Origin of the sequence: Rhizobium sp. 2MFCol3.1, assembly GCF_000377565.1 — a bacterium.
In the GTDB taxonomy this organism is placed as follows: Bacteria; Pseudomonadota; Alphaproteobacteria; order Rhizobiales; family Rhizobiaceae; genus Rhizobium.
Window position 1 is genome coordinate 14,136 of record NZ_KB898362.1, and the last position, 19,387, is coordinate 33,522.

18 protein-coding genes are annotated in these 19,387 nt (G+C 63.0%); 5 read left to right on the forward strand and 13 right to left on the reverse strand.

The genetic code is table 11. The features are described 5' to 3' along the window. The first annotated feature begins 488 nt into the window (after positions 1-488). On the forward strand, positions 489-782 hold the full coding sequence (locus D460_RS36010) for a hypothetical protein (RefSeq protein WP_155947784.1): 294 nt from the start codon (positions 489-491) through the stop codon (positions 780-782). Between the two features lie 39 nt (positions 783-821). Here the strand turns inward: D460_RS36010 and D460_RS0118485 are convergent, their stop codons facing one another. Next, positions 822-1,709 carry a LysR family transcriptional regulator gene (locus tag D460_RS0118485; RefSeq protein WP_026283290.1) on the reverse strand — a complete coding sequence of 296 codons (888 nt, stop codon included), beginning with the start codon at positions 1,707-1,709 and terminating at the stop codon, positions 822-824. 109 nt (positions 1,710-1,818) lie between these two features. Between D460_RS0118485 and D460_RS0118490 the strand changes: the two genes are divergently transcribed. From D460_RS0118490 to trmFO, 3 genes are all read left to right on the forward strand, one after another. Beyond that, positions 1,819-2,433, forward strand: a complete 615-nt coding sequence (locus D460_RS0118490) for a glutathione S-transferase (RefSeq protein ID WP_018900066.1) — start codon at positions 1,819-1,821, stop codon at positions 2,431-2,433. Between the two features lie 51 nt (positions 2,434-2,484). Continuing rightward, entirely contained in the window at positions 2,485-4,557 is a 2,073-nt protein-coding gene (locus D460_RS0118495; RefSeq protein WP_018900067.1) for a pyridoxamine 5'-phosphate oxidase family protein, read from the forward strand. A 119-nt stretch (positions 4,558-4,676) separates the two neighbouring features. After that, a complete protein-coding gene (trmFO, locus tag D460_RS0118500; RefSeq protein ID WP_018900068.1) occupies positions 4,677-6,110 on the forward strand; it encodes a methylenetetrahydrofolate--tRNA-(uracil(54)-C(5))-methyltransferase (FADH(2)-oxidizing) TrmFO in 1,434 nt (477 codons plus the stop codon). Positions 6,111-6,141: 31 nt separating this feature from the next. Here trmFO and D460_RS0118505 read toward each other — a convergent pair whose 3' ends face one another. From D460_RS0118505 to yajC, 7 genes are all read right to left on the reverse strand, one after another. Beyond that, on the reverse strand, positions 6,142-7,179 hold the full coding sequence (locus D460_RS0118505; protein ID WP_018900069.1) for an MBL fold metallo-hydrolase: 1,038 nt from the start codon (positions 7,177-7,179) through the stop codon (positions 6,142-6,144). A gap of 46 nt (positions 7,180-7,225) precedes the next feature. Continuing rightward, on the reverse strand, positions 7,226-7,885 hold the full coding sequence (locus tag D460_RS0118510; protein ID WP_018900070.1) for a peroxiredoxin: 660 nt from the start codon (positions 7,883-7,885) through the stop codon (positions 7,226-7,228). A gap of 169 nt (positions 7,886-8,054) precedes the next feature. Continuing rightward, on the reverse strand, positions 8,055-8,522 hold the full coding sequence (locus D460_RS0118515; protein WP_026283291.1) for a hypothetical protein: 468 nt from the start codon (positions 8,520-8,522) through the stop codon (positions 8,055-8,057). A 71-nt stretch (positions 8,523-8,593) separates the two neighbouring features. After that, a complete protein-coding gene (locus tag D460_RS0118520; protein WP_018900072.1) occupies positions 8,594-9,445 on the reverse strand; it encodes a phytoene/squalene synthase family protein in 852 nt (283 codons plus the stop codon). Positions 9,446-9,448: 3 nt separating this feature from the next. Continuing rightward, entirely contained in the window at positions 9,449-9,835 is a 387-nt protein-coding gene (locus D460_RS0118525) for an Mth938-like domain-containing protein (RefSeq protein ID WP_018900073.1), read from the reverse strand. A 4-nt stretch (positions 9,836-9,839) separates the two neighbouring features. Continuing rightward, positions 9,840-12,371, reverse strand: a complete 2,532-nt coding sequence (gene secDF, locus D460_RS0118530; RefSeq protein WP_018900074.1) for a protein translocase subunit SecDF — start codon at positions 12,369-12,371, stop codon at positions 9,840-9,842. 55 nt (positions 12,372-12,426) lie between these two features. Beyond that, a complete protein-coding gene (gene yajC, locus D460_RS0118535) occupies positions 12,427-12,771 on the reverse strand; it encodes a preprotein translocase subunit YajC (protein ID WP_018900075.1) in 345 nt (114 codons plus the stop codon). A gap of 209 nt (positions 12,772-12,980) precedes the next feature. Here yajC and D460_RS0118540 point away from each other — a divergent pair, with 209 nt between their 5' ends. Further along, positions 12,981-13,853 carry an ATP-binding protein gene (locus D460_RS0118540; RefSeq protein ID WP_018900076.1) on the forward strand — a complete coding sequence of 291 codons (873 nt, stop codon included), beginning with the start codon at positions 12,981-12,983 and terminating at the stop codon, positions 13,851-13,853. A 114-nt stretch (positions 13,854-13,967) separates the two neighbouring features. Here D460_RS0118540 and D460_RS0118545 read toward each other — a convergent pair whose 3' ends face one another. The 5 genes from D460_RS0118545 to tatC form a co-directional block, all read right to left on the reverse strand. Further along, positions 13,968-15,572, reverse strand: coding sequence for a peptidoglycan DD-metalloendopeptidase family protein (locus D460_RS0118545; RefSeq protein ID WP_026283292.1), 1,605 nt, complete (start codon positions 15,570-15,572; stop codon positions 13,968-13,970). Positions 15,573-15,701: 129 nt separating this feature from the next. Then, positions 15,702-16,355, reverse strand: a complete 654-nt coding sequence (locus D460_RS0118550) for a protein-L-isoaspartate(D-aspartate) O-methyltransferase (RefSeq protein ID WP_018900078.1) — start codon at positions 16,353-16,355, stop codon at positions 15,702-15,704. A gap of 6 nt (positions 16,356-16,361) precedes the next feature. Next, on the reverse strand, positions 16,362-17,129 hold the full coding sequence (gene surE / locus D460_RS0118555; RefSeq protein WP_018900079.1) for a 5'/3'-nucleotidase SurE: 768 nt from the start codon (positions 17,127-17,129) through the stop codon (positions 16,362-16,364). A 4-nt stretch (positions 17,130-17,133) separates the two neighbouring features. Then, complete coding sequence (gene serS, locus D460_RS0118560) at positions 17,134-18,417, reverse strand: serine--tRNA ligase (protein WP_018900080.1); 1,284 nt, start codon at positions 18,415-18,417, stop codon at positions 17,134-17,136. 97 nt (positions 18,418-18,514) lie between these two features. Beyond that, positions 18,515-19,342, reverse strand: a complete 828-nt coding sequence (gene tatC, locus D460_RS0118565; RefSeq protein ID WP_018900081.1) for a twin-arginine translocase subunit TatC — start codon at positions 19,340-19,342, stop codon at positions 18,515-18,517. Positions 19,343-19,387 lie beyond the last annotated feature (45 nt).

A 19,387-nucleotide genomic window follows, 5' to 3' on the forward strand; every position in this document is an offset into this window, starting at 1 on the left:
GGCGCCTTCACGGCGCCGTTTTCGCGTTTTAAGTTATTGATTTTATTTCCTATTAGTTATTTTTACATAAGCCGTGTCATAATTTTCTTGACCTAATATGGTCGATTTGGTCGCAGTTTGAGACTGATAAGCGGTTTGCTTCCAACTCTCTGGAACCATCTTGGCTCCTACCAGTTATCTCGATGCAAGGTTTGAAATCCACCTTGCCACGGATGCATCGCCCTATGCGATCCGTCAGAAGCCCGGCGTCGGATTAGTCCGCACCGGGCTTTTCCTTTGTCGGCGGCCCGGTCGTACCGCCTCAATATCACGATTGCCTAATACACAACTGCCGAATAAAGTATGCCGCGCACCCGGCCAAAATGCGGGCCGGCGCGCGCAATAGCTCATTACAGCATTCACGGGCATGGCTCGCCCATAGCCGAACTGCATCCCCGATCCCCCAGTGCATCCAAGTGCTTCCGATCAACTTTCCTAAGGACAACGTGATGGCTGACCCCAATGCTAAAACTCGTGCCTGCCCGATCTGCAAGGAAGAGATCAAAGTCGCCGCTACTCGCTGCATTCATTGCCATTCCGAAATCCCTCCAGGCGCCGATGGACGCGCCAGGCCGCCAATGATCATGGGCCGGCGCATTCGTGCGAAGGCGCATACGGCGCCAAAGGCAACTTTCAATGCGGGCCCATCTTCAGCCTGCAACGATCTCGAGATCGATGACGCCGGCGTCTGGGAGTACATCGGTGAGGATGAGGACTACTGCTATTACTGGGGCCCTTCCTGAGACCTAGCGGCGATTGGATCATCGCAGTTCATTGTTCACCTACATCGCCAACGCCCGCAATTTCCCCACCGCGAAGTCCACGAATGCCCTTGTCTTGGCCGAGACGTGGCGGCCCTCGGCATGGACCACGTGGATCGGCAGCGGCGGTTCCTCGTAATCTTCGAGCGTCAGACGCAGCTGGCCCGCGGCGACGTACCGGCTGACTTGATAGGAGAGCGGGCGGGATAGTCCCCAGCCGGTGATCGAGGCGGCGATCGCGGCGTCGACCGTGTTGCAATAGAGGCGCGGATGGAGCGTTGCGGCGGCGCCGTCGGGGGCGAAGTGCCAGTCGAGCGGTGCGGACGAGCCGGTGTTGACGATCGTGGCGTGGTTGGCGAGATCGGCGGGTGTCTTCGGTTCGCCGTGGTGTTCGAAATAGGAGGGCGCGCCGCAGACGACGCGGCGGACGCTGCCTACCTTGATCGCGGTCTGGTCGGAATCCTGCAGGCGGCCGATGCGGATCGCGACGTCGATCCCCTCCTCCACCAGGCTGACGATCCTGTCGAACAGGAGCACACGGCCGGTCACGCCCTTATGGATATCGAGAAACTCGGTCATGACAGGCATGATATGCAGCTGCCCGAACTGCACCGGCGCGGTGATCGTCAGCATGCCTGATGGCGTCGCGTGCGAGCCGCCGGCGGAGGCCTCGGCTTCGTCGATCTCCGCCAGAATGCGTTTGCAATCATCGGCATAGCGTCGGCCGGCTTCGGTCAGGTTGACCGATCGCGTCGACCGCACGAAGAGGCGCGCGCCGGTGGCGTCCTCCAGAAAGGCCACCGCACGGGTGACGGCTGGCGGGCTCATGTGCAGTTGGCGCGCCGCTTCCGCAAAGCTTGCCGTCTCGGAAACCCGCACCAGGACTTTCATGCATTGAAGCCGATCCATATCGCCGCTTTTATTCCATCCAAAGAAACAGTCCCTTTCTCATAATCGAAATTCCATACGAAATCAGGAACAATTATTCTTCCGGGCAATATCAACGGAGACCAGTTCCATGAAGCTCTACTCGCACCCACTTTCGGGTCACGCCCACCGCGCCTTTCTGTTCATCTCGCTTGCCGGGATCGACGCCGAGATTGTCGACATCGATCTTGCAGGTGGCGAGCACAAGAAGCCTGCCTTCCTGGCGCTCAACCCGTTCGGGCAGATCCCTGTGCTCGATGATAACGGGCTGGTGCTTGCGGATTCGAATGCGATCCTGGTCTATCTTGCCAAGAAACATGCACCGGACTGGCTGCCTGAGGATGCCGTGGGCGCAGCTGCCGTGCAGCGCTGGCTTTCGGTGGCTGCGGGCGAAATCGCCTATGGCCCGGCCGCCGCGCGGCTGGTGACGGTGTTCGGCGCAAGCTTCGACACCGAAGAGGTGATCGGACGCGCGCACCGCATTCTGGCGCTGATCGATGCGGAGCTGGCCGGCAAGGCATGGATCGCCGTGGATCGGCCGACGATCGCCGACGTTGCACTCTACAGTTACATCGCCCGCGCGCCGGAGGGGAACGTCGATCGCTTCCGCTACGGCAATGTCAGCGCCTGGCTGAAGCGCATGGAAGCGCTGCCCGGCTTCCGGCCATTCCAGAAGACGGCGATCGGCATTCCCGACGCGGCCTGAGACAGGCCACGCGGCGGCGCCGATCCTCACAAACCCACGAAGGAGAATGTCATGCTTGCATTGAAGCAGACGGAAAAGCCTTCCCCGTGGCATGACGGGGAGATTGCCCTGCAGGAAAAGGCCGGCGTCGCGGCGCGCATGAAGGATGTGGGCGCGCGCGTGCTGCGCGACCACCTGATCGACCAGCACCGCCAGTTCTACCCGCAGCTGCCCTTCATCGTGCTCGGCACGGTGGACGCCGATGGCGACGCCTGGGCGACGCTGCGGGCGAACTATCCTGGTTTCCTCGACAGCCCGGATGTGCACACGCTGAGCGTCAAGCTTGCCCGCGAGCCCGGCGATCCGGCCGATCGGGGGATGGAGGATGGCGACGCGATTGGCATGCTCGGGATCGAGCTGCAGACGCGCCGGCGCAACCGGCTGAACGGCACGATCGCACGCAACGCGGCGGATCGCTTCGATGTCACCGTCGGCCAGTCCTACGGCAACTGCCCGCAATACATCCAGCTGCGCGATTTCGGCTTCAGCCGCGAGCCTGAACTCTCCTCGGCCGTGCCGCCCGTCGTTTCGGAGGAGCTGGATGCGCGGGCGATGGCGCTGATCTCGAAGTCGGACACGTTCTTCGTCGCTTCCTATGCCGATCGTGACGATGGCGAGCGGCAGGTGGATGTTTCGCACCGGGGCGGCAAGCCGGGCTTCGTGCGGATCGGCGAGGATGGGGTTCTGACGATCCCCGACTTCGCCGGCAATCTGTTCTTCAATACGCTCGGCAATATTCTCATCAATGGCCGCGCCGGGCTTGTCTTCGTCGATTTCGACAGCGGAGACCTGCTGCAATTGTCGGGTGATGCCGAAGTCGTTCTGGATTCGCCGGAGATCGCCGCCTTCCAGGGTGCGGAGCGTCTGTGGCGCTTCCGCCCGCGTCGTGTCGTCTACCGGGCGGATGCGCTGCCGCTTCGGTGGAATTCGCGCGCCGACGGGCAATCGCCGAACGCGCTGATGACCGGCGATTGGAAGTCGGCGGCCGGGCGCATCAGCGCCGCCGAGATGGCGAGCCGCTGGCGGCCGTTGCGGGTGGCACGGATCGTCGATGAGAGTGCCGGCATCCGCTCGTTCCACCTGGAGCCTGTCGATGGTGGCGGGCTGATCGCGCATGCGGCCGGGCAATATCTGCCGATACGCGTGACTGTCCCCGGCGAGGATCGGCCGCTGATTAGGACCTATACGCTGTCTGTCGCGCCGTCCGACAACAAGTACCGCATCAGCGTCAAGCGGGAGGGTGTCGTCTCGCGTCACCTACACGACCACATCAGTGTCGGCGATATCATCGAGGCGCGTGCGCCTGGCGGTACGTTCGGCATCGATGCGGCGGAGCCGAGGCCGGCGGTGATGCTGGCGGCAGGCATCGGCATCACACCGCTGCTCGCCATGCTCAGGCATGTCGTCTACGAAGGATTTCGCAAGCGCGGGATGCGGCCGGTGTGGCTGTTCTATTCCGCGCACAGCAAGGGCGAGCGTGCCTTCGACGATGAGATCGGGGCGCTTGTCGCGGCATCCGGCGGGGCGGTCAGGCTGGTCCGGCTGCTTGGTGATGTCTCCGGCGCGGTCGAGGGGCGAGACTATGAGGCGCAGGGGCGGATCGACATGGCGCTGTTGCGCGCCGTGCTGCCGTTCAACGATTACGACTTCTACCTCTGCGGTCCGCCTAGCTTCATGCAGTCAGTCTATGACGGGCTGCGTGGTCTCAACGTCGCGGATAGCAGGATCCATGCCGAAGCGTTCGGCGTTGCATCGGTTGCGCGATCGGGTGAAGTGTCGGCCGAGGCTGCCCCGGTGCAGGCTCGGGCGGCGGCGGATGTGCCGGTGCCTGTCTATTTCACGCAATCGGCCAAGGAAGCGCGGTGGGAGCCTGAGGGCGGCACGCTGCTGGAGCTTGCCGAGGCGCGCGGGTTGCAGCCAGAGTTCAGCTGCCGGCTCGGCAATTGCGGCAGCTGCCGGACCAAGGTGCTGGCGGGCGCGGTTGCCTATACCAGGGAGCCGACGGCCGAGGTTGGCGAGGACGAGGCTTTGATCTGTTGCGCGGTTCCGGCCAAGGGCGAGGCGCGGCTGGAGCTTGATCTCTAGAGAATGGCGGGCGACCGGGGTGCAGCAGGTGCTGCTCAAATATCCGGTTTCCTGCCAATATCCAGTTTGCTGACAATATCCAGTTTGCTGTGATGGCGCGGCGTGATAATCAGCCGCGCATGACCCAGACCTCTTCTTATTCTCCTATCCACGTCGTCGGCGGCGGGCTCGCGGGCTCCGAAGCCGCGTGGCAGATCGCAAACGCCGGCGTCCCCGTCATCCTGCACGAGATGCGCGGCGTGCGCGGCACCGATGCTCACAAAACTGACCATCTGGCTGAGCTCGTCTGTTCCAACTCGTTCCGCTCGGACGATGCGACCGCCAATGCCGTCGGCGTCATCCATGCGGAAATGCGCATGGCGGGATCGCTGATCATGGCCTGCGCCGACAAGCACCAGGTGCCGGCCGGCGGCGCGCTGGCTGTCGATCGCGACGGGTTCTCGGAAGCCGTCACCCGCGCGGTGCACGATCATCCGCTGATTTCAGTGGTGCGCGAGGAGATCACCGGTCTTCCGCCGAAGGAGTGGGATCTGGCGATCGTCGCCACCGGCCCGCTGACGGCGCCGTCGCTTGCGAGCGCCATTCAGGCCGAGACCGGCGCCGATGCGCTCGCCTTCTTCGACGCCATCGCGCCGATCGTCTATCGCGAGAGCATCGACATGGATATCTGCTGGTATCAGTCACGCTACGACAAGGTCGGCCCCGGCGGCACGGGCAAGGACTACATCAACTGCCCGATGGACGAGGCGCAGTACAATGCCTTCGTCGACGCGCTGATCGCCGGCGACACGGTCGGTTTCAAAGAATGGGAAGGCACGCCCTATTTCGACGGCTGCCTGCCGATCGAGATCATGGCCGAACGCGGCCGCGAGACGCTGCGCCATGGGCCGATGAAGCCGATGGGGCTGACGAATGCGCATAACCCGACCGTCAAGGCTTATGCCGTCGTGCAGCTGCGCCAGGACAATGCGCTCGGCACGCTCTACAACATGGTCGGCTTCCAGACGAAGCTGAAATACGGCGCGCAAACCGAGATCCTCAAGATGATCCCGGGCTTGCAGAATGCCGAGTTCGCGCGTCTCGGCGGCCTGCACCGCAACACCTATATCAACTCGCCGACGCTGCTCGACGGTTCGCTGACGCTGAAGTCGCGGCCGGGCCTGCGCTTCGCCGGCCAGATCACCGGCTGCGAAGGTTATGTCGAAAGCGCCAGCGTCGGCCTGCTCGCTGGCCGCTTCGCGGCTGCCGAACGCAAGGGCGAAGCGGTGTCGCTGCCGCCGGCAACGACCGCGCTCGGCTCGCTGCTCGGCCATATCACCGGCGGGCATATCAGCAACGACGAGGAACCGGGCAAGCGCTCGTTCCAGCCGATGAACATCAACTTCGGGCTGTTCCCGGAACTCGAGCCGGGCTCGATCGTCAAGCCGGAGGGCGTGAAGCGTTTCCGCGGCAAGGACAAGACGATCATGAAGCGGCAGCTGATCGCCAAGCGGGCGCTTGCCGATTGCGCGACGTGGCTCGGCGGGACAGTACCGGTGGCAAAGACGGCCTGATCAGGCCGCTCTGTTCACAAGCCAAGACAGGTCAGTGGGTGACCGGCCCATTGGCCTTCTTCCAGGCGTCGATGCCGCCTTCGATGTGGCATGCGGATGCGATGCCGGCGTCGTGCGCGGCCTGGACGGCCATGGCGGAGCGTTCGCCAAAGGCGCAGTAGAAGACCAGGCGCTTGGTGGTGGATACGCCGAGTTCATGCAGAACGCCGCCGGCGCTGATGCTTTCAGCGAGCGCCGGATAGGGAAAGTGCAGCGATGACGGGATGACGCCGTGGCGCTGGCGTTCGCTATCCTCGCGCAGGTCGATCAGCGCGACGTCGGGCCGCCCCATCAGATCGAAGACCTGCCGGACGCTCAATGACCATCCGTGGCTGTCGACGTCGTGATGATCCATGCCGATCTTCATGTTGGCGGGCACCGCCACGTCCATCATCTTGGGGTTGGCGAGCTTCAGATTGTTCATCAGATCGGCATACTCATCGGCCGAGCGCACCTGCAGGCGCGGGTTGAAGGCCTTCTCCTCGCCGATCGTCGAGACGGTGTCGCCCTTGTAGTCGTGGGCGGGGTAGACCAGCGTCGTATCGGGCAGCTTCAGCAGGCGGCCGAAGATGGATTCGAACTGGGCGCGCGGATCGCCGTTCTGGAAATCGGTGCGGCCGGTGCCGCGGATCAGAAGCGTGTCGCCGGTGAAGACACGGTCTGGAAGAACGAAGCTGTAGCTATCGTCGGTATGACCGGGCGTATAGATGACATCAAGCGACAGGCCCTCGATGGTCAGCCTGTCATTGTCGGATAGGCGCATCGAGACGACATCGGCCTTGGTCTGCTCGCCCATGACGGTCGTGCAGTGGGTCTTGTCGCGCAAGGCGCCAAGACCGGTGATGTGATCGGCGTGCAGATGCGTGTCCACGGCCTTGACCAGCTTCAGGTCGAGTTCATGGATAAGCTGCAGGTAGCGATCGACCTTTTCAAGCACAGGATCGATGATCAGCGCCTCCCCGCCCCGCCTGCTTGCCATCAGGTAGGAGTAGGTGCTGGATGCGGGGTCGAAAAGCTGACGGAAGATCATCTTCGCCTCCTGCGTTCTGTCCGATATCGATGTTCCGCGGCCGTACTTAGCCCTTCGGCTGCGGCACGATGCGGATGTAGGACTTGGGCGAGACCCAACCGTCAGGATACTGCTTCTTGGCGTCTTCGTCGGAGACCGAGCCGGCGATGATGACGTCGCCGCCGTTCTGCCAGTTGGCCGGCGTCGCGACCTTGTGCTTGGCGGTCAGCTGCAGAGAATCGATGACACGGATGACTTCGTCGAAGTTGCGGCCGGTCGTCATCGGGTAGACGAGGATGAGCTTGATCTTCTTGTCGGGGCCGATGACGAAGACATTGCGAACCGTCTGGTTGTCGGCCGCAGTGCGGACGGTCGGATCACCCGACACGGCTGCCGGCAGCATGTGGTAAAGCTTGGAGACGTTGAAATCGACGTCGGCGATCATCGGGTAGTTGGGACGCGTGCCTTGCGTTTCCTCGATGTCGTTCATCCAACCGTCGTGGCGATCCAGCGGATCGACGGAGAGGCCGATGATCTTGACGCCGCGGCGGTCGAACTCCGGCTTGATCTTCGCCATGTAGCCGAGCTCGGTGGTGCAGACGGGCGTGAAATCCTTGGGATGCGAAAATAGGACCGCCCAGGAGCTGCCGATCCAATCGTGAAAATTGATCGTGCCTTCGGTAGTCTGCGCTTCGAAATCGGGAGCAATGTCGTTGATCGCAAGCATACTTACCTCCAATAAGTTGTAGGGAAATTCATAGGGCCTCGCGGTGTGCGCGAAAGATGCTCCACTTTGAGGACTAAGGCAATATGACACGAAAGAGGTAGCGCGGTCGGAAAAACGTCAAAAGCCCGGCGCATGGCCGGGCATTGCTCGACTGAAAATTGGAGGCAGTTTACCGGTGGTTCGCGGCGGTCGGATCGGCCAGCGGCAGTTCCCGATCGGGTTCGGCGACGTAGTTGCCGAGAAGCCAGAGGGCCACTTCGGAAGCTTCCTTCGGCGAGGCGAATTCGAAGGTGCCGTTCTGGTGCGGCGTATCGAGGAAGTCGACTGTCAGGCCCTTGCCGCTGTCGGAGCTTTGAACGCGCACCCTGCCCGGCTGGATGACCTGGCAGGAGTAATGGCGCTGCATGCTGCGCATGAAGCCGGCCTTGTTGTCGTGCAGGCGGACGAAGACCACCTGGCCGTTGGCCGTTGCCTGCAGCGAGCGGATCGCTTCTGTCGGGAAGGCGCGGTTGAACTCGATGATGGCAAGGCCGGTATCGTGCAGGCCCTGCTCCTCATGCTTCGCCGACATGCGCACGGCGATGAAGGCCACGATGACGAGCATCACGAAAAGAGTGGCCCAGATCATTATGCTCACGTCACACTCCATTCAAAGCAAGCGATGATGACAGCTATAACGCGCGAGGCTTGCGCGAGTTTGAACGAGCCTCAGATTTTCTTGCGCATCAGCGCCATGGTCATGCCGATCTGGCGGCGCCATTGCGGTTGCTGCGCGGAGCGATCGAACAGCCCTGCCCCCAGCTTCTGCGCCTTCGACAGCACCGGCGCAGCCAGTGATGCGGGCAGGAAGGCGGGGAAGACCGCCTGCGGGATAGTGACCTTGCGCGCCCTCGCGAGGTGGTCGCGGCCAAGCCCGGCGAATGCCTCGATGGCGGCCGAGATGCGCGCCTTGTCTTCGCCAGCGAGGAAGGTGTCACGGTCAAGTCCGGTCGCGGCCAGGATCTCGAGCGGGATGTAGATCTGGCCGCGATGGCGATGAAGCGGCATCAACAGCAGCAATCCCGCGATCGCCTGGGCGACGCCGGCATGGCCTGCGGCTTCGGCCGACTGCGCCGCCTCCTCGGGCGACAGGATCAGGCTTGCGAGTTGGATCAGCGCCGAGGCCGTTTCGCCGGCGTAGCCTTCCAGCGCGCCGCGCGATTCCATCGGATCGTCGTAGAGGTCGAAGATGCGTGCGTCGATCATATCCGACAATGTCTTGCGCGGCAGGCGATGCGCCTCGATCGCGGCCAGCAGCGCGGCAGCCACCGGGTTGGCCTCGGTGGAGCCGTGCGCGGTTCCCTCCAGAAGATCGCGCCAGTATTGCATGCGGACTTCGCCGGGCAGCGGTTCGTGCACGAGATCGCGGATACGGGCGAGTTCGGCGTTGAACGCATAGAGCGCCGCCAGCGCGCCGCGCTTGTCTTCGGGAGACAGCAAGCAGGCGAGATAACGGTCACGATCGCTGTCGCGCAGCATCGCCAGGCAGATGTCCTGGTTCGTCGAGGATTGATCGGCCATGCGTCAGACCGCGATCAGCGCCGCTGCGACGGCGCGCGATTCCATCAGCATGATGTTGAAGGTGCGCACCGCCGCACCCGTGCTCATCGAATCCGAGGAAATGCCGGCGCCCTTCAGCGCGGCTTTCAGGTCCGCCGGGATCGGGCGCATGTCGACGCCGGTGCCGAGCAGCAGGAATTCAATCTCGGACGCTTCGTTCAGGACTCGCTGCAGGTTTTCGATCGACAGCGGCATGGTCGCGTCCATGTTCCAGCCGTGGATGCCCGACGGCAGGCAGAGGATGGAGCCGCGATGCGACATGTCGGCGAAGCGGAAGCCGCCGTTCCCGTAGGTATCGATCGGAGCGCGACCGGGAAAATGCGCTTCGCGTATTTCTATGCCTCTTGCCATATTCTCACACTGCCGGCTTGCCGGGCTGGGCGGCCGGTTCCGGTACTTTCTTGTCGTTATCGTTATCGAGCGCATCCGGGCGGAGCTTGAAGACGATCAGCACCGGTGCAGCAATGTAGATGGAGGAAAACGTGCCGATGGCAACGCCAACAAGCATGATGAAGGCGAAGGAGCGGATGACCTCGCCGCCGAAGATTGCCAGCGCGAGCAGTGCCAGCATGGTGGTGGCGGCGGTCAGCACGGTGCGCGACAGCGTCTGGTTGATCGACGCATCGATCAGGATCGGCAGCGGCATCTTGCGGTAACGCTTCAGGTTTTCGCGCATGCGGTCGTAGACCACGACGGTATCGTTGAGCGAATAGCCGATGATCGTCAGAAGGGCGGCGACGCTGGTCAGGTTGAACTCTATGCCTGTGAGCACGAAGAGCCCGAGGATCAGGATGATGTCGTGCAACGTGGCGACGATGGCGCCGACGGCGAACTGCCATTCGAAGCGCATCCAGATATAGACGAGGATCACGATGAGCGAAGCGAGCACGCCGAGCGAGGCGGCGCGGGTGAGCTCGCCCGATATGGCTGGGCCGACCACTTCGACGCGGCGGAAATCATAGTCGTTGGCGAGCTCGTCGCGCACCAGCGTGACCGCCGATTGTTCGGCATTCTCGCCGCCGCCCTGCGCTTCCAGCTGGATGAGCGCGCCGGCGGGATCGGCCAGCCTGCGGGCAAGGATGTCGCCGATCGGCAGATCGCCAAGGCGGGCGCGGATATCCTCAAGGTCGGCAGGGCCCTGCTTGGCCTTGACCTCGATGATCGAGCCACCGGCGAAATCGATGCCGAGATGCATTCCGACCGCCGCGAAACCCAGCATGGCCGCGACGCAAAGGGCGGCCGATGCGGTGAAGACGTAGCGGCGGATGCCCATGAAGCGGATGTTGGCGCGATCGAAGATGCCGGTGTGGACATCCTTCGGCAGATGCCGCGGATGGCGGCGATGCAGCCAGGTGACGACGATCCAGCGGGTGAGCGTGACGGCCGTGAAGATGGTGGTCAGGATGCCGGCGGCGAGCGTGACGGCAAAGCCGCGCACGGCGTCGTTGCCGAGGAAATAGAGGATGACGGCGGCGATGAAGATGGTGACGTTGGCGTCAAGGATCGTCATGATCGCGCGGGAGAAGCCGTAGTCGATCGCCTCGAAGAACGGCCGGCCGGTTTTTGCTTCGTCGCGGATGCGCTCGTAGATCAGGACATTGGCATCAACCGCCATGCCCATGATGAGGACGATGCCGGCAATGCCCGGCAAGGTGAGCGTCGCGCCGATGAGGCTCATCACCGCGAGGATGAGGATGAGGTTCAAGAGCAGCGACAAAGCGGCGATCAGGCCGAGGCCGCGATAGAAGCCGAACATGAGGCCGATGACCAGGATGGCCGCGACGATGCCGGCGACGAGCCCTGCCCGCGCCGATTCGGCGCCGAGCGCCGGGCTGACCGTGCGCTCCTCGACTGTCGTCAACGTGGCCGGAAGAGCGCCGGCGCGCAGCATGAGGGCGAGATCGCTCGCCCCTTCCTCGGTGTAGCTCACCGGGATCTCGCCCTTGCCGTCGAGGATCGGCGCACTGATCGGGAGCGATGCCATGACCTGATCGTCGAAGATGATGGCGAGGTGGCCGCCGGCGTGCTGCTGCGTCTTCTCCGCCAGGCGCTTGGTGCCTTCGGCGTCGAGCGCGTAGCGGATCGCCACCGTGTCGGCCTGCGCATCCGCGAAGGATTGCACATCGACGACATTGGCGCTGGTGATGAAATCGGTACGGTCCACGAGATAGGGGATCGGCGGATCATCCAGCGAATAGAGAACTTCGGAGCTCGCCGGCCAGCGGCCGTTGACCGCGTCCTGGCCCGACATGGTTTCGTCGAGCATGCGCACGGAGAGCTTGGCGGGTTCGTTGAGGATGTTCTTCAGCCGCTCGGCATCGATGACGCCGAAGACCTGGACATCAAGACGATCGGCGCCCTCGGGCTTGATCGCGAAATCGGGATTGCCGAGGCCGGCAATGCGGCGGCTGACGATATCGACGGACTGGGCCTGCGCGTCTGAAATGGCGGCGTCGATGGCGGCATCCGCGATCTCGATCGTGAGGTCGCCGCTATTGCTCTGCTTGAGCGTGACACCTTGTGCCGAGGTCAGATTTTTCAGCGTGGCGACGGCGGCGTCGATTTGCGCGGGGTCGGTGATCTTGACGGTGACCGTCTGGTCGTTGCCCGTAAGCCCGGTGTAACGGATATTGGCCTGGCGCAAGGAGCGGCTGATCTCGCCGACGGTGGCGACCAGCTTCTGGCGCGCGACATCGGCGCGATCGACCTCGAAGACGACGTGCGTGCCGCCGCGAAGATCGGAGCCCAGCACGACGCGGTGCTTGGACAGCCACGAAGACAGCAGGCCGGATTGGCCAACCGGCAGGAAATTGGGGGCCGCGATCAACACGGCCACCAGCACCACAAACCAGATCAGAAGGGTCTTCCAGCGGGAAAAATGAAGCATTTTCTCTCGACTATGTCAGATCCGGGTGATCCGGTTCGTGGGATATGCGTGATGATTATGCCGCGTCTGCCTTTACGGGCTCGCCCTTGACGCGGATCTCGGTGACGCCGGTGCGGACGATGCGAACGCGCACGCCATCAGCAATTTCGACTTCGATTTCTTTTTCGTCAATCACCTTGGTGACCTTGCCGACGAGACCGCCTGAGGTGACGACCTGGTCGCCGCGACGGATCGCCTTCAGGGCTTCGTCGCGCTTCTTGGCCTGGGCGCGCTGCGGACGGATGAGCAGGAAATACCAGACGACCATCAGCGGCACGAACAGGATGATCATTTCGAAGCCGGAACCGAACGGCGACGCCGCGCTGTCAGTGGCCTGGGCGAATGCCGGGGTGATGAACATGCTAATCTCCTCAAACTTTTCCGGAGGCGGATTGTCGCCTTTTTTCTCGGTGGCCGGACTATAATTATGGTCTTTGCGATTGCAACTGAAACAGCCGAAAACCGTACCGATTCCGCTGCCTCATAACCTTTCCGCTTATAAAACACCATGCTACCCGGCTAGGAAAAGCGATTGGCACACAGCCGCATACGCCCCAAGGAGGAAACGCCATGGCCGAAGACGTCAACAGCATCATTCTCGGCGAACTGCGCCGCCTTGCCGATGCCGTGGAACGGCTCGCCGGACCGCCGCCCGCCATCAACGACTGGAACGCTGCCGATTGCTTCGTCTGGGCCCCTGCGCGCCAGCATCTGCAGCCCGTCCAGCGCCCCAACCGCGTGGCGCTGGCGCTGATCCGCGGCGTCGATCGTGTGCGCGACATCCTGCACGAAAACACGGTGCGCTTCGCCGAGGGCTATGCCGCCAACAACGTTCTCCTGTGGGGCGCGCGGGGCATGGGCAAGTCGTCGCTGGTGAAGGCCGTTCACGAAGATGTCAGACGCGACAGCGGCGTTTCGCTGAAACTCGTCGAGGTTCACCGGGAGGATATCGCCAGCCTGCCGGTGCTGCTCGACCTGTTGAAGGATACGCCGCACCGGGTCATCGTCTTCTGCGACGACCTCTCCTTCGACCATGACGACACGGCCTACAAGTCGCTGAAGGCGGCGCTCGATGGCGGTGTCGAGGGACGGCCTGATAACGTGCTGTTCTATGCGACCTCAAACCGCCGCCACCTGCTACCACGCCACATGATGGAGAATGAGCAGTCGACGGCCATTAACCCGTCGGAGGCAGTCGAGGAGAAGGTGTCGCTGTCGGACCGCTTCGGGCTGTGGCTCGGCTTCCACAAGTGCAGCCAGGACGACTATCTGACGATGATCGACGGCTATGCCGCCCACTTCAAGCTGCCGCTCGACCGGGAGACGCTGCATGCGGAAGCGCTGGAATGGGCAACCACGCGCGGCGCCCGCTCGGGCCGCGTCGCCTGGCAGTATATCCAGGATCTGGCGGGCCGGAAACGGATCGCGCTCGACAGAGCCTGATGGCTGCTTTCACGATCGCCTGAACGACAAAAGCCCGGCGTCTGCCGGGCTTTTGCATTGTCCTCGATACACAATACCTATTCGAGGAAACTCTTGACCTACTCGAGGCCCAACCTACTCGAGGAAAGTCATCGGGTTCACCGGCGTCGCGTCCTTGCGGACTTCGAAGTGAACCTGCGGCTGCTTGACGTTGCCGCTCATACCTGACACCGCGACCGTCTGGCCGCGCTGGATCTTCTGGCCGCGCGTCACGCTCAGCGTGTCGGCATTGCCGTAGACCGTGACGGTGCCGTCGTTGTGGCGAACGAGGATCGTGTTGCCGAGTTCCTTGAGGCCGTTGCCGGCGTAGATGACGACGCCGTTTTCAGCTGCCTTGATGGCCGTGCCCTGCGGAACCGAGATGTCGATACCGTCATTGCGGCTGCCGTTGACGTTGGCGCCGTAGGCGGCGATCACGGCACCACGGACCGGCCAGCGATACTTGCCGATGCCGGTGGCTTCAGGTGCGGCCGAGGCAACTTCCTTCTTGGCAGCGTCGCTGACGCTTTCGGTCGCGACCGGCGCCTTGTAGGTGGCGGGCTGGGCTGCGGCCGTTTCCGGCGCGGATGCTGGCTGTGCGGCGGGCTTGGGCTCCGCCTTCGGCTGGATCGACGCCGTCTTCATGGTGTCGGCGGAGCCGCTGCCGTTCGGGATGTTCAGTTCCTGACCGATGCGGATCGAGCCGGCCGTGAGGTTGTTGGCGGCCTTGATGTCGTCGATGCTGTTGCCGGTCGCCTTGGCGATCTTGGCAAGCGAGTCACCCGACTTGACGACGTAGGTGCCGCCCGCGCCCTTCGGGCCGGCGCCGACGGGCGCCTTGCCGGACTGGTCGGCGCTTGCCATCGACTTGTCACGCGAGGCGTTGGAGCCGTTCGGGATGACCGCGAGGTTCTGTTCCTGGCCACGAGCCGGCTGCGGCGCCTGACCACCCTTGGCGAGATCGTTCGACCACGCGGCGGCCTTGGCGGCGTTGCCGCCGTTGAAGGTCGGGATCAGGATGGTCTGGCCGGGTCTGGCGGCTGCTGCACTCTTCAGGCCGTTGGCGCGCAGGATTTCCTTTTCCGGAACACCGTAGCGGTTGGCGAGGATCGCGACGCTTTCGCCGGGACGCATGGTGACCGAGGGAGCGTTGGTCGAGGACCAGCCAGAGACCTTCGGGGTCGAGCCGGTGACGATGTTGTCGGCGTTGCGCTTCGGCGGAACGATGACCTGGCTGGAATGCTGCGGCGCGTTGGCGGCCGGGAACGGCTGAGCGAGAGCGACCTGCTTTTCGCGAGCGGCCGACATATTGCCGGAAGCCATTGGAGCCTGCGAGACGGCGCCGGGAGCGGCAAGCTCGGAGCGCTGGACGGAGACCGGAGCCGACGCCATGCGAGCGCTCGAGCCGTAGGTCGACTGCTGGCTAGGATAGGGCTGGTTCATCGACTGATTGTTGTTGGCATAATTGGGCTGCATCGCGCCGCCCTGCATGTCCGCCTGCGGCACGGGATCAGCCTGAAGGCCGCTCATGCTCCGCCGAGGAATGGAATTTGTCGTCATCTGGTCCTGACCGGACGAAGAAAACAGACCGCCGAAACGTGTCACATCGGAACTGCAACCTGATGCAGCACTCGCCAGGAGAGCCACGATCAAGGCATTACCGGCAGACTTCCCGAACTTAGGCGAAACGCTGAAACGCATGACACTCGACCCACTGAATAACGCAACCATTTGTGGGTATGATTAAAGCGCGTTAGCATTACCAACCGGTTAAGGCGGAAACATCAGCTTGCGATTTTTGACAAATCGCTAACCATAGCGACGACGCGATCAGAGTTGCGAGGCGACGCGCGGAACAATCGGCAGGTATGGGGAGTTGAATAGCTCCTCGCGCTCGAAGCGGCTGCCGGTCTTGGTCAGGCGCACGAGGCGACATTCGGTCTCGGAGATGATCAGCGGCGCGATCATCGAACCGCCGGAAACCAGCTGATCGGCATAGAAGCGCGGCATGCTCTCGAAGGCGGCGGTAACAAGGATACGGTCGAAGGTGCCCTCGCCCTGCAGGCCGGCACTGCCATCCGCCTGGCGAACGATGATGTTGCGAATGCCGAGCGTCTCGAAACGCTTCTGGGCATTCGAGGTGAGCGTCTTGTACCGGTCGATGGTAAGCACGCGCTCTGCCATGCGAGCGATCACAGCCGTCATGAAACCGCTGCCGGTGCCCACTTCCAGCACACGCTGGCCGGGTTTCACCCTTAGGTGATGCAGGACGCGGACGGCGAAATCGACGCCTTCGAGGAAGGAGCCGCATTCGATGGGGATCGTGCGGCTGGAATAGGCCTGCTCGGTAAACTGCGGCGGCACGAACAATGAGCGCGGCGCCTGCTCGACCGCCGTCAGCAGATCAAGATCGGACACGCCTTCGGCCCGCAGCCTCAAAACGAGTGCCGCAAACTCTTCCTTCTCCACCAGACGTGCCGCCAATGCGATTTACTCCGTACCCGAAAGCGCCCGCGCCACGCGGTCCTGTACGGAATAATCGGTCAGATCCAGTTTCAAAGGCGTTACCGAAATCTTTCTATTCTTGAGCGCGTTGACATCGGTGCCCTCGACGAAGGCGCCGGCGCGCTCGCCGAACTTCAGCCAGTAGTACGGGAAGCCACGACCATCGGCGCGGGCGTCGACCTCAAGATTGAAGGCGAGCTTGCCCTGCGCGGTCACTTCCGTGCCCTCGACTTCGTCAGGCGCGCAGTTCGGGAAGTTGAGATTGAGGAAGGTGCCCTCGGGCAGATCGACCGACATCAGCTTGTTGAGCAGCGCCGGCGCATGCGTCTCGCAGACTTCCCAGGGAAGGATCCGCTGGTCGCCTTCGCGAATGTAAGCCTGGCTCAACGCAAAGGACCGTACGCCCTGCATCGTGCCTTCGATGGCGCCGGCGATCGTGCCCGAATAGGTGACGTCGTCAGCCACGTTCGAACCGGCGTTGACGCCTGACAGCACGAGATCAGGCTTGATCTCCATCACCTGCTTGATGCCCATGATGACGCAATCGGTCGGCGTGCCGCGCAGCGCGAAGTGCTTGTCGGAGATCTTGCGCAGGCGCAGCGGCTCCGACAGGCTCAGCGAATGGGCGAGACCGCTCTGGTCGGTCTCGGGCGCGACGATCCAGACATCGTCGGAGAGAGTGCGCGCAATCCGCTCCAGCGCCGCAAGGCCTTCCGCGTGAATGCCGTCGTCGTTGGTAAGCAGAATGCGCATGGTCTCAAGCCGCCTTTTCGATCTTCGTCAGGCCGCCCATGTAGGGCACCAGCACGTCGGGGATAGTCACCGAGCCATCCTCGTTCAGATAGTTTTCCAGAACCGCGATCAGGCAGCGGCCGACGGCGGTGCCGGAGCCGTTCAGCGTGTGAACGAAGCGGTTGGTCTTGTCTTCCTTGCCGCGATAGCGCGTGTTCATGCGCCGCGCCTGGAAATCGCCGCAGACCGAGCAGGACGAGATTTCGCGGTAGGTGTTCTGACCGGGCAGCCAGACCTCGAGATCGTAGGTCTTGCGCGAGCCGAAGCCCATGTCGCCGGTGCAGAGCGTCAGCGTGCGGAAATGCAGGCCGAGGCGCTTCAGCACTTCCTCGGCGCAAGCCGTCATGCGCTCATGCTCGGCGATCGAGCTTTCGGCGTCGGTGATCGAGACCAGCTCGCACTTCCAGAACTGGTGCTGACGCAGCATGCCGCGGGTGTCGCGGCCGGCGGAGCCTGCTTCCGAGCGGAAGGACGGGGTGAGCGCGGTGAAACGCAGCGGTAGCTTGTCATGCTCGAGGATTTCCTCGCGCACGAGGTTGGTCAGCGTGACCTCTGCGGTTGGGATCATGTAGCGGCCGTCGGTCGTCTTGAAGAGGTCTTCCTCGAACTTCGGCAGGTTGCCGGTGCCGAACAGTGCTTCGGCGCGCACCATCAGCGGCGAGCTCACTTCGGTGTAGCCGTGCTCGCTGGTGTGCAGGTCGATCATGAACTGGCCGAGCGCCCGCTCCAGCCTTGCCAGCGGGCCGGTCAAGACGGTGAAGCGCGAGCCGGAGAGCTTGGCGGCGGTTTCGAAATCCATGTAGCCGAGGGCTTCGCCGATTTCGTAGTGCTCCTTCGGCGTATGGTTCCAACGCGGCTTCTCGCCCGTCACGCGGGTGACGACGTTGCCGGCCTCGTCCTTGCCGACGGGGACGTCGTCATGGGGGACGTTGGGGATGCGCGAGAGGGCGTCGTTCAGCTCTTCGGAGAAGGCGCGATCGTCTTCTTCAGCGGCCGGCAGCAGGACCTTGAGGTCGGCGACCTCGGCCTTCAGCTTCTCGGCCAGCTCGGTGTTCTTCTGCGCCATGGCAGCACCGATCTCCTTGGAGGCGGCGTTGCGGCGGGACAGCATGTCCTGGACCTTCTGAACAGCCGTGCGGCGCTTTTCGTCGAGCGCAATCAGGCTTTCGGACAAGGGCTCGGCACCACGCTTGGCAAGTGCCGCGTCGAGGGCTTCGGGATTCTCACGGATCCATTTGATATCGAGCATCGTCGTTCCAGGTCGTTACAAAAAGGATGACCCGGCCAAAGCCTGACCGGGCCTCGACCGGATATTGGAAAGCGCTCATCGAGGAATTGCGGTGACGCTAGACGTTGTCCGTCTTGGCAACGTCCTGGGACCCTTCAGCCTCGGTGGCCGCATCGCGAGCACGCTGGCGTTCCACGAGTCGCGCCGCGTAGATGGCAATCTCGTAGAGAATGATGGTCGGCAGCGCAAGGCCGATCTGGGACATCGGATCGGGCGGGGTCAGCACCGCCGCGACGATGAAGGCCATGACGATCGCGAACTTGCGCTTCTCGCGCAGCCAGTCGGACGTCAGCAGGCCGACACGGGCGAGCAGCGTGGTGATGACGGGAAGCTGGAAGACCAGGCCGAAGGAGAAGACCAGCGTCATGATGAGGCTGAGATATTCAGAGACCTTCGGAAGGAGCGAGATGGCGACGTCGCCCTCGCCCGGCGCCTGCTGCATGGTCAGGAAGAACCACATGACCATCGGCGTGAAGAAGAAATAGACGAGTGCCGCACCCATCAGGAACAGGATCGGAGAGGCGATCAGGAACGGCAGGAAGGCCGAGCGCTCGTTCTTGTAGAGGCCGGGGGCCACGAACTTGTAGATCTGCGCGGCGATGATCGGGAATGCGATCACGAGACCGCCAAACATCGCGACCTTCACCTGCGTGAAGAAGAATTCCTGCGGCGCCGTGTAGATCAGCTGTGCCTTGGAGACATCGAGATGCGCCCACTGGACCGCCCATTTGTAAGGGAAGACCAGCGCATTGAAGAGATGCTTGGCGAAAATGAAGCAGACAATGAAGGCAGCGAAGAAGGCGCCGATCGACCACATGAGCCGCGTGCGCAGCTCCATCAGGTGCTCGATCAACGGCTGCGGCTTGTCTTCGATATCACCGCTCATGCTTCATCTTTCTTTTTCTTCGCCGCCGGCTTCTTCGGCGCGGCC